Below are 10,849 nucleotides of genomic sequence, written 5' to 3'. Positions count from 1 at the left end.
GAGCGACAAGCAAGTACGCATTCTTCTAACTCACGGCCATGCCGATCACACGCACGATGCCGATCAGATTGCCGCAAGCGCGATTATTATACATGAATTGGACAGACCATTACTACTAGATCCAAGTAAAAGCTTTCTCACCTTTTTCGGAAAGACTCGTCTTCTTATAGAAGAAGGCTTGATTGTAACTCCCGAGATTCTTCACAGACCCTGGAAGTGTCTTCACACTCCCGGACATACAAAGGGTTCCTGCTGCTTCATGTACGGAGAGAGATACCTTTTTTCTGGCGATACAGTCTTCTCGAATTCGGTTGGAAGAACTGATTTGCCAGATGGCAATGGAATAGAGATGGAGAGGAGTCTTAGAAAGCTCAAGCAGTTCTTCATTGAAAGACCTGATTTGATAGTGCTTCCAGGCCACGGGCCGGAAACGACGGCTCAAAGTATTCTTAGGGAGAACCCCTTTTTCACGTAGGAATCTCCTTCTTGAAGTTCCTTGATTTCAGCTCCTGAAGCTTCTTGTTCTGTCTGTTCCAGTACTTTCTATTGAAGAAGCCTGCTTCTACCTCTTCTTCCTCTAGAAGCGAGGTCATTTTTCTCGCAATATTCCTGCTCTTATCGAATGCCTGCTCCGAGAGATCATCTGCTTTCATTTTCCCGGCAGTCAACAACAGATCCTGTTCAAACTGAAGGCAGTACTCTCTCCACAACTCTTTTGCCTTTGAGTCTCGTAGAATAGCTAGCCGGATGAATTTCTCCCAGCTCCCCCAGTAGTTGATCCCGTCTTCCGGTTCGTCAAATGGAAGGCTTGATTCGTAGCTATCAAACCATACTGGCTTGAACACAGATAGACAGGGGACACTACTATTAGTTATCCATATTTCTGGCTTCTCTCCCAGAACAACTACCATCGAAGAAGTAGTCTGACTGCTGACTAATGAGGCACCGGCGTGCATACAAATATTTCGCATTGAACCGAGGTGTTTGCTATTTTCGTGATCTCTAAGAATCTCAAAGCTTCTTTCGATACTTACTTCTCCCTCTTCCAGAAGCTCTTGCATTCTTCTAAGTCTTGTTCCTGCGCCCGAGAATTTCCTAATTAGTTTCTTTTCGTATGATTCGGCAAAGCTAAACGCTTTCCCGGGCTTATGCCATCCGTGATTTTCTGCGTTTCGAATGACCTGAGGATGACCGTCATCAAAGTCGTCTCCAAGAGTCAGACAGTTTGATATCGCGGCAGATCCTTTCACCTTCTTCGAAACCCAATAGCTATCGGAGGTTTCCAGAACCCACGCATTTTCTCTATCTGCTATCAGAAAAGAGTTGTGATAATATAAATATTTGGTGAAACCTCCGTTAGCTCCCTGACCGTAATCTTCAATCAACTCAACAATCGTTTTGACAGCATGTTCGGCACTTTCCGATCTCTCCAAAGCAATCCTCAATATGTCCATACCCAGGAGACCGTCTCTCCGGACCGTCTCCTTCGTGAAAACCGCTTCATTTCCTATAACAACTCCCTTGTCATTGACTCCCATTTCGCCACCCCACATCCACGATGGCTTCGAAATGAGGATCGCGTTAGTCTCGCTAACCTGGCTGACTCTCTGCGTTGTTGTGAACAAATCCGTTCCATTACCTGTTAAACGAGGAAAGAAATGGATCGATTGCGGCTCATTTGGCTCACGGTCGCTGTTCTTTCCGAAAATCGTTCTGCCATCTGCTGTAGAACTACCAAGAACTACAAAGGAATCACACATGATCTCACTTCTTATGGACTCTTCAGAAGATATCTCAACTGCCCAAAATACTCATGAAGAGCAGAAAGATTTGCATCGAGCGCCCGCTGGTTAGGAAGAAAATCTACGTAGCTGAGTTTTGTGTGGTCATACATGTAATCCGTTGGAAAAGGCGTAACACGTAGAGAGAACTTCTCAAACGAACTTACCGCCCTTTTCATATGAACGGCAGAAGTCACGAGAATTACACTGCTCCAGTTGAACTGACTGCAGATATCTGCCGTATAATGCGCATTTTCCCAGGTTGTCTGAGCTCTAGGCTCGACAATCACCCTGGCAGATGCGACACCTCGATCAAGAAGCCAATCCCTCATTAGCTCGGCAACAGTAGACGTTGATCGACCGGGCATGAATGATCCTGTCACAATTATCGGCAACTTTGTCTGAAGATGTAGAGTATATGCCTTCGATAACCGCGCTACGGTGTGATTGTCGAGCACCTGACCTTCAGGAGAAATGATTATCCCACTGCTTAGTACCACTATTGCCTGACCGTTCACGGCACGAGGAGCAGTGTATGCCCTCTCTAAAGGCTGAAGATAAAGGTGAGTACCAAGACCAGTTGAAAGTAGATACACAAAGAAACACAGAACAATAACAACAATTCCTATTACCTTTGTCCGTCTTTCTTCGCCCTTTCTGATCAAGATAACTGCAATTATTAGAAAGATGAGTATGAAAAGTCCTGGCGGTGTCAATATTGCCGAAGCGAATTTTTCAAGATACAGCAATGCCGTCACCTTCTTTCGCTCTTTCCTCCAAGTGCAGCCATTATACCTTGAAGATTGTCAGTTATTATTATGTCGGCTTCACCCTTGACCTTCATAAGTAGTCCAGGATCGTTTAGAGTCCAAAGCGCAACTTTTATCCCTCTGCTTCTGACAAAGTCGATTAGACTCACTCCCAGCTCAAAACCAATCTCATCAAACAGCTGAACCGGAAGATTAAATGAAAAGGGTTTGTACTCCATGAGTTCTTCAAAATACTTGGCAGGATTCTTTCCTCTTGCTTCTTCACCGATAAGAAGCCCAATATTCGCCTGAATATCACATTCCTTAACTCTTCGCATACAATCGTGATGGAAGGAAGAGAAGAGAGTTCTTTCCATCGCATTGAAGCTTTTCACCAACGGAACAACTACATCAGCGGCCCGGGGATCCTTGATCTCAACATTGATATAGGCCGTTTCGGGAAGCTCAAGATAAACTTCTTCGAGCGTGGTAAGGCCTTCTGGATTGACGAGATTCATCTTCTTCAAGTTCTTGAAAGTCGTCTCTCCGACTACAACATCTGCCCCGAATGTTCTCTTCAGATCGGGATCGTGATTCACTACAAGCACCCCATCACTGGTAATTTGAACATCAAGTTCTACACCATCTGCTCCAATCTGAACTGCCTTGATTAAAGAAAGGAGGGAATTTTCCCCATCCCCTATACCCATGCCCCTGTGTCCTAGAATTATAGGTCTGGAATCCATAAGAACCTCCGTCTCCTGCAAATGACTTTCATCAATGCAAATCAACTTGACTAACATCTGAAACCCCGTTTCTCGCTCCTCAATTCCGGCAACTGCACATATTTACAATTATAGCAGCATACTTTGCCTGTTCATGAGTATACGTGAATATGCTGATTTTCTTCAGGAGAAGAAAAGGAATTATACTTGTAATAGACATTATATGGAGGCGATACCTTGGAGAGAATTACTGAGCATCCATTGCTTTCGTTTGAGCGCAGCGAGAAGATCACTTTCTTTTTCGAAGGGAGAGAGCTTTTGGCGTATTTGGGTGAGTCCATTGCGGCTGCTCTACATGCAAACGGTATAAGAAATCTGCGATACAGCCCCAAGAAAGACCGCCCTCAAGGGCTTTTCTGCGCAATAGGAAAGTGTTCTTCCTGCTTAATGGAAGTAGATGGAAAACCAAATGTTCGCACTTGCATAACTCCGGTGAGACCCGGAATGAGAGTTAGAAGGCAGCCAGGTAAGGGTGAGATCAGTGAATAATCTCGATCTTCTTGTTGTAGGCGGTGGACCGGCCGGATTGTCTGGCGCATTAGAAGCAGCGAGAAGCGGTCTGTCGGTACTGCTGGTAGATGAAGCGGTTTCCACTGGAGGACAGCTCATCAAGCAGACACACAAGTTCTTTGGCAATGAGGGTTTCTTTGCGTCAGTTAGGGGATATGAGATAGCCGATAGATTGAACGAAGAGCTGAACTCATTCGAGAATGCCAGAATACTGACGGAGCACTCTGTCATCGCAATCTATCCCGACGGTGTCCCAGTAGTAGATATGAAAAGGGACACGACTGAAGTGTTAATGCCTAAGAAGATACTTCTAGCAACGGGCGCATCAGAGAAATTCCTGCAGTTCGAGAACAATGATCTACCAGGTGTATACGGAGCCGGTGCCGTCCAGACTCTCATGAACCAGTTCGGTATTCTTCCCGGCACGAACGTTCTGATGATCGGGTCTGGAAATATCGGTCTTATTGTCTCTTACCAGCTGATGCAGGCCGGTGCAGAGGTAAAAGCAATAATCGAGGCTTCTGACAAAATCGGGGGCTATCAGGTGCATGCCGACAAAGTGAAACGACTGGGTATCCCAGTAAATCTAAGGCACACAATCTCAAGAGCCATCGGAAAGGATTCAGTCAAAGGAGCTGTGGTTTCTGAGCTTGACGAGAGATGGAGACCGATTCCGGGAACAGAAAGAGAGTTCGTGGTCGATACCATATGCATCGCAGTGGGATTATCTCCATCGATAGAACTAGCTGCCCAAGCTGGTTGCGTGATTGAATACATACAGGAGTTAGGAGGTTATGTCCCTCTGAGAAATGATGACATGAGAACCTCAGTACCCGACCTGTTCGTGGCTGGTGATGTTTCGGGAATAGAAGAGGCAACAACGGCAATGATAGAAGGAAGAATCGCTGGACTTACAATCGTTGAAGACTTAACTGGCAGATGTGATCAGGAAAAGCTGAACTACTTGAAGGAAACATTAAGGAAGTTCCGCAGTGGTCCTTCCTCATCAAAGACGAGGTCCGGTATAAGAAAACTCGGAGGGAAAGTTGAGGAGGCTTCTTTTAGTGAAAGAATCGAATGTGACTTTGATAGCTACAAAGGGAAGTTGCGACCCATAATCGAGTGCTTTGAGCCGATCCCCTGTAATCCTTGCGAAACGAGTTGCCCGGTTGGAGCAATAAGAGTTGGAGAGAACATCAACTCTATTCCCACAATAGACTATTCCAGGTGTACTGGTTGTAGCATTTGCGCCACTAAGTGTCCAGGTCTTGCGATTTTCATGTTCAGAGAGAACAAAGACGGAACCTCATCGATCGGTATCCCCTACGAGTTTCTTCCCCTGCCCGTAAAGGGTCAGTATGTAAGTGCATTGGGAAGGAATGGGGAAGTGATATGTACGGCAGAGGTGGAAAGAGTAGCTAGGTCTCCAAACAAAACAAATCTTGTCTACATCATTGTTCCTTCGGAAGTTGCACAAGGAGTCAGAAACATTTTCGTGCCTTCACAAGAGGCAGAAACCATTGTATGCCGTTGTGAAGAAGTCACAGTTGATCAGATAAGAAAAGCGATAAAAGATGGGTATAAGGATTTCGAAGAACTGCGTAGGTACTTGAGAATAAGTATGGGACCCTGCGGGGGTAGGACGTGCAGACTAAATACTTTGATGATTCTGTCAAGGGAGACGGGAGTGCCTGTTGAAGAGCTTGCTCCAGGGATCTTCAGACCACCTTCTATGCCTGTAAGCTTCAAAGCAATAGCTGAAACTGGAGTTGATGATAGTGAAGAGTAGGTACAAAGTTGTTGTTATCGGCGGAGGTGTAATCGGAACTGCAGTTGCCTTCTATCTTGCAAAAAACGGTGTGAGCGATGTTGTTGTTCTTGAGAAAGACTATCTTTCTTCAGGTTCTACTGGTCGGTGTGGCGGAGGCATAAGACAGCAATGGTCTGAGAGAATGAATGTGAGACTGGCAATGCGGAGTGTTGAGCATTTTAAGAGATTCGAAAGCGAAGTGGGGTTCGATATCGAATACTTTCAGGGAGGTTATCTTCTTCTGGCCTACACAGAAGAAGAGGTTTTGCTTTTCGAAAGAAACACCAAGATGCAACAGGAAGAGAATCTTGATGTTGAGCTCCTGACAAAAAACGAAGCATCTTCGAGGTTCTCGTTTATCGACATGTCAGGTGTTAGAGCCGCCGCTTACTGTTCAAGTGATGGTCACGCAAATCCTCACCTGACAACGTTTGCATACGCTAGGGCCGCTGAGAGAATGGGGGTTGAGGTCTTAACTCATACATCTGCAGAAAATATCATTACCGAAGATGGAAGAATTGTGGCTGTACAAACAAGCAAAGGTAAGATCGAAACAGAAGTTGTCGTTAACGCTGCCGGCGGATACTCCCATGAGGTGGGAGCGATGGCTGGAGTTGAGCTTCCTACCGAGTCCTATAGACACCAGATCTTCGTAACGGAGCCTCTAGAGCATATTATGGATCCGCTGGTCATAAGTTTCGAGAACAACTTCTACATAAGACAGACAAAGGCGGGAAACTTCATCATGGGGCAGGGTGACAAGGACGAACTCCCTGGACATAATGTTACCCCAACTTGGAAGTTCCTAAGAGAAATGACCGAGAAGATGCCTAAATTCTTTCCATTCCTACGCGACGTTAGAGTATTGAGACACTGGGCAGGTCTCTATAACATGTCTCCCGATGCTCAACCCATCATCGATCGCGCCGTCGATATTGATAACTTCTACTATGCAATCGGGTTCTCCGGTCACGGATTCATGTTAGCACCGGCTGTTGGAGAGGCTGTCGCCGAATGGATAGTACATGGAGAACCGAGAAGCGTTGACATTTCAAACCTGAGCCTAAATAGATTCCAGGAAGGCTTTACAATAGAAAAAAACGTAGTATAGGAGGTTACGAAGATGTTTGAAGCGACAGATTTCCAGATAATTCCGCCTTTTAGAAACGAGCCTTATATCAATCCCGACGACCCCGACGTAAGATCCTTAATGAATCATGCTTTTGAGAAGATCCGATCTCAAGGTAAGGATTATGATCTGTTCATCGGAGGCAAATACTATTCGACCGACAAGAAAATCATCTCAACAAATCCAGCAAATCCAAATGAAGTCGTCGGGAGGGTTTCAAAAGCCAACAAGGACCTTGTTGACAAGGCAATGGAAACCGCTTATCAAGCATTCAATACATGGAGCAGGCTGCCGGCTTCAGAAAGGGTCAAGCCTTTCCTAAGAGCTGCACGCATTATGAGGGAAAGACGGTTCGAACTTGATGCAACTATGATTCTCGAAGTTGGTAAGAGTTGGATAGAAGCAGACGCCGATCTTGCAGAAGCGATAGACTTTCTTGAATTCTACTCTAGAGAAGCCCTCAGATACGCGAGTCCTCAACCACTTGTTCAGATTCCAGGCGAACTAAATGAACTGATATATATCCCGTTAGGAGTTGGGGCAATCATTCCTCCCTGGAATTTCCCTGGGGCGATTATGGCTGGCATGACAACAGCGGCCGCAGTTTCGGGAAACTGTGTACTACTGAAACCCGCATCGGACTCACCGGTGATAGCTGCTAAATTTGTTGAAATACTTAAGGAAGCGGGACTTCCAGATGGGGTAGTCAACTTTGTGCCAGGTTCGGGAAGTGAAATCGGCGATTATCTGGTAGAGCATCCGCTTACAAGGTTCATCTCGTTCACGGGTTCGAAAGAAGTTGGATTGAGAATTAACGAACTGGCGGCAAAGCATAACAATGGGCAGATATGGGTGAAGAGAGTGGTTCTGGAAATGGGAGGCAAAGACTGTGTGGTCATTGATGAAACGGCCGATATTTGTGCAGCTTCATCTGGAGCTGTAATTAGTGCGTTTGGCTTTCAAGGACAGAAATGTTCCGCCGGATCAAGGATTATCGTGGTCGAGGATGTCTATGACGAGATAGTTCGATTAGTGAAGGAGAAAACCGAGGCTCTAACCGTCGGAGATACAACTGATCCTAGCAACTACATCGGCCCCGTCATCAACGAAGACGCAGTGGCCAAGATTCTGAGCTACATTGATGTTGGGAAGAGAGAAGGCAAATTGATAACCGGAGGTAACTCTCTCCAAAGAGAAGGATATTTCATAGAGCCTACAGTGTTTGCCGACGTGTCGCCTGATGCAGTGATTGCACAAGAAGAGATCTTCGGACCGGTAACAGCGATTATTAGAGCACACGATTTTGATCACGCAATCGAGATTGCCAACGGTACGGAGTACGGACTAACTGGGGCGCTTTACAGCAAGGATAGGAAGAGAATCGAGAGAGCTAAGGCAGAGATTCACGTTGGAAATCTATACTTTAACAGGAAGTGTACTGGAGCACTTGTAGGCGTCCAACCGTTCGGTGGATTCAATATGTCTGGTACAGATTCCAAAGCAGGTGGAAGAGATTATTTGCTGCTTTTCCTCCAGGGAAAATCGATTAGCGAAAAAATCCTCTAGTATGCAAGAAGGCCCTTTGCGGGCCCTTCTTGCATTATCAATTTCGCTCCATAACTCTCTTGACCCAAACTGTTCCGCTGAGATGGATGGTTGCTGTTGAACTTGAAGTGGCGGCATAATTTTAGATTGCCACCCAATGGACATCTTCTGCCATTCCAGTGATAATCTCGAGAAACATTTCCAGAGTCTTGGAATCTCTCGATTCAATTTCGAAATAGTTTTCTCCCGGATTAATCACATTAAATAGTCAGTGATCTGCTATGAAAGACGGGCTGTCTAAAAACCTCGGCAGATCTTTGTTTTCTTGGCTCTCTGAACACGTAGAAGTCGATGTCTATTGAGTCTTGTGGGTGAGGCTTTTGGAGAGCCCATTCAACTCGCGCCATGACTTCAAGACCAACAACTGCGAAATTGTGAGGAAGATCCAACTGCGTCTGCTTTCTGGCCTCGTAAATGATCTCGTCCAACTAAGGAACTGTCTCGGTTCCGAAGGCAAAGCTCGAAAACGCAACGGGACTCCCGCGAAGTTCAAAATCAATGGCTTCTATTATCCCTTCAACGATCGGAATAGATACTGGAAACAAGTACAAGCATGAACTCGCGAGCATGATCACGAAAGATCAAGAGAGTAACAAGAATGCTTTCTTCAGTATTTATAACGCCTCCCTTCTCATTTTCCATTTATTGAGACGAAAATCTTAATCGATTATCGCCATTACTTCTTTCACAACATCGTCGGTCAATCTTTCCTTCAAATCTAGGGCTTTGAGGTTTTCTCTAAGCTGTTCAACCCTACTAACTCCAAGGATAATTGAACTAACGTTTTCGTTCTTGAGGATCCAGGCAAGTGCCAGCTGAGCGAGTCCCGTCTCGAGCTTCTCTGCGACATCTGCCAGCTTGGCAACCTTTCTTAGATTTTCTTCAGAGAATATTCTGTTCTCTTCAAGATGCTTTTTCAAACCGGGGAACTTGGCTAACCTACTGTTTTCCGGAATACCACTGTTGTACTTCCCCGTAAGAAGACCACTGGCAAGAGGGCTCCAAACAGTAAGACCAAGACCGTACTGTTTGTAGATAGACTGATACTCCGATTCAACCCTTTCTCTCACAAACATGTTGTACTGCGGCTGCTCAACAACAGGAGGAATAGCATTCAACTTCTCGGCAGCTTTGTGGGCTTCTTCCAGCTCTTTAGAACTCCATTCAGATGTCCCCCAGTAGAAGGCAAGACCGTTTCTGACAATGTAATCCATTCCAAGGACTACTTCCTCCATCGGAGTCTCGGGATCTGGTCTGTGAGCATATAGTATATCAACATATTTAAGCTGGAGTCGTTTGAGAGAATTCCAGGTCCCCTCAAGAAGGTGCTTTCTTGAGAGTCCCTTCTGATTTGGTTTGCTTCCTCCCCAGAAGATCTTCGTGGAAACGACAACTTCCTCTCTTTTGAACTCCTTCAGGATCTCGCCCATCATTGATTCGGCCATACCGCTGGCGTATGCCTCAGCGGTATCAAAAAAGTTAATTCCCGCTTTATATGCCTCTCTCATGGTTTCTCTTGCGTTATCGATATCTAGTTGCGCTCCAAAAGTAAGCCATGATCCGAGACTGAGCTCACTAATAAGAAGACCACTTCTTCCAACTTTGCGATATTCCATAACTTGTCGAACCTCCTTCTCAATGCCGATATAGATTGTTTTAATTATATCATTGTATTCTTTGATACAAATCATGTGGAGGGGGAAACGACAATCGGTTAGCGAAAAGCTTTTGAGAACACGAGAGCGTGGTTTGATGTCAAAAAGCAGGACGATAAGGGCTGGAGCAAGGTTTGGTTATGCAGCCAGAACGGCCAGTCAAACTGCGTATGGTAAGCCTCTGGTTGCCCGTCAACCGCTTCTTTCATGCACTCGGCAAATCCCTGATCTCATCAACAGTATCTGGACTTCGATTTCTACATATGAATTAGGATCAACGTTTGGCGACTTTTTATCATCGACAGAAAGAGTATTGGAGTGAACCCGTTACACACAACTCAGTTGTTGAATGGATTTTCTTTCTTCTCTGATAAACTTGGAGTGAGACTAGAAGAGGAGGTGTTGCATATGTTGGAGAGAACGGATGGGGCATCCGGCATAGAAGGTATCACTTATCAAACTTTGAGCGGTCTCAGCTATTGGGCTGGATTTGTCGGTATATGGACTATAGTAGGTGCCGTTCTTGGGATTATTGGGTCTATCGTAGGTATGGTGGCAAACCCCTTCTCGATTTTCGGTGCTATAAGCGCAGTAGTTGCTTTGATTATGGGGCTGAAACTTAGGAGTTCGAAGAAGGAATTAGACTCGTTTGTCCAATCAAAGGCGTCAATCAACTTGGAAATTGCGCTTGACAGCCTTAGACATTACTTCAGAATTCAGGGAATACTAATAATCCTAGCCCTTGTATTCATAGTTATAACAATAGTTTCCATGGCTGCTATGGGTAGTCTAATGGCAAATTACATGAATAGCTTCTGAAATAGC

The 10,849-nt window shown here is 45.4% G+C and carries 11 protein-coding genes; 6 read left to right on the top strand and 5 right to left on the bottom strand.

The features are described from left to right. The coding region (locus B3157_RS05865) for an MBL fold metallo-hydrolase (RefSeq protein WP_292589546.1) at positions 1–475 on the top strand (475 nt) is incomplete at its 5' end. On the opposite strand, the gene B3157_RS05860 is transcribed toward B3157_RS05865, so the two are convergent. From B3157_RS05860 to B3157_RS05850, 3 genes are read right to left on the bottom strand one after another with little or no spacing between them, the layout of a single operon-like run. Then, complete coding sequence (locus tag B3157_RS05860) at positions 468–1,760, bottom strand: carcinine hydrolase/isopenicillin-N N-acyltransferase family protein (RefSeq protein ID WP_292589543.1); 1,293 nt, start codon at positions 1,758–1,760, stop codon at positions 468–470. The genes B3157_RS05865 and B3157_RS05860 overlap by 8 nt on opposite strands. 11 nt (positions 1,761–1,771) lie before the next feature. After that, entirely contained in the window at positions 1,772–2,539 is a 768-nt protein-coding gene (locus B3157_RS05855; RefSeq protein WP_292589541.1) for a YdcF family protein, read from the bottom strand. Then, on the bottom strand, positions 2,536–3,276 hold the full coding sequence (locus B3157_RS05850; RefSeq protein ID WP_292589539.1) for a glycerophosphodiester phosphodiesterase family protein: 741 nt from the start codon (positions 3,274–3,276) through the stop codon (positions 2,536–2,538). Before B3157_RS05850 ends, B3157_RS05855 begins: the two co-directional genes overlap by 4 nt. Before the next feature lie 216 nt (positions 3,277–3,492). On the opposite strand from B3157_RS05850, the gene B3157_RS05845 reads away from it, so the two are divergent. The 4 genes from B3157_RS05845 to pruA are packed head-to-tail and all read left to right on the top strand — an operon-like array spanning position 3,493 to position 8,330. Next, positions 3,493–3,804, top strand: coding sequence for a (2Fe-2S)-binding protein (locus B3157_RS05845; RefSeq protein WP_214061245.1), 312 nt, complete (start codon positions 3,493–3,495; stop codon positions 3,802–3,804). Beyond that, positions 3,797–5,614, top strand: coding sequence for an FAD-dependent oxidoreductase (locus B3157_RS05840; protein ID WP_214061244.1), 1,818 nt, complete (start codon positions 3,797–3,799; stop codon positions 5,612–5,614). The genes B3157_RS05845 and B3157_RS05840 overlap by 8 nt, the downstream gene beginning before the upstream one ends. Next, positions 5,598–6,746: an NAD(P)/FAD-dependent oxidoreductase gene (locus B3157_RS05835; protein WP_214061243.1), complete on the top strand. Its 1,149-nt coding sequence runs from the start codon at positions 5,598–5,600 to the stop codon at positions 6,744–6,746. The genes B3157_RS05840 and B3157_RS05835 overlap by 17 nt, the downstream gene beginning before the upstream one ends. A gap of 12 nt (positions 6,747–6,758) precedes the next feature. Beyond that, entirely contained in the window at positions 6,759–8,330 is a 1,572-nt protein-coding gene (pruA, locus tag B3157_RS05830; protein ID WP_292589535.1) for an L-glutamate gamma-semialdehyde dehydrogenase, read from the top strand. Between the two features lie 239 nt (positions 8,331–8,569). Here the strand turns inward: pruA and B3157_RS05825 are convergent, their stop codons facing one another. Together B3157_RS05825 and B3157_RS05820 are read right to left on the bottom strand one after the other, a co-directional pair. Continuing rightward, positions 8,570–8,797 (bottom strand): hypothetical protein, encoded by a 228-nt coding sequence (locus B3157_RS05825; RefSeq protein ID WP_292589533.1) that lies wholly within the window; start codon positions 8,795–8,797, stop codon positions 8,570–8,572. Positions 8,798–9,028: 231 nt separating this feature from the next. Continuing rightward, a complete protein-coding gene (locus B3157_RS05820) occupies positions 9,029–9,985 on the bottom strand; it encodes an aldo/keto reductase (RefSeq protein ID WP_214060587.1) in 957 nt (318 codons plus the stop codon). Positions 9,986–10,432: 447 nt separating this feature from the next. On the opposite strand from B3157_RS05820, the gene B3157_RS05815 reads away from it, so the two are divergent. Next, a complete protein-coding gene (locus B3157_RS05815; protein ID WP_214079569.1) occupies positions 10,433–10,843 on the top strand; it encodes a DUF5362 family protein in 411 nt (136 codons plus the stop codon). Positions 10,844–10,849: the final 6 nt, after the last annotated feature.

Source organism: Mesotoga sp. UBA5557 (assembly GCF_002425715.1).
Classification (GTDB): domain Bacteria; phylum Thermotogota; class Thermotogae; order Petrotogales; family Kosmotogaceae; genus Mesotoga.
Note: the sequence above shows the minus strand (reverse complement) of the source record. Positions and strands in the feature narration are given on the sequence as shown.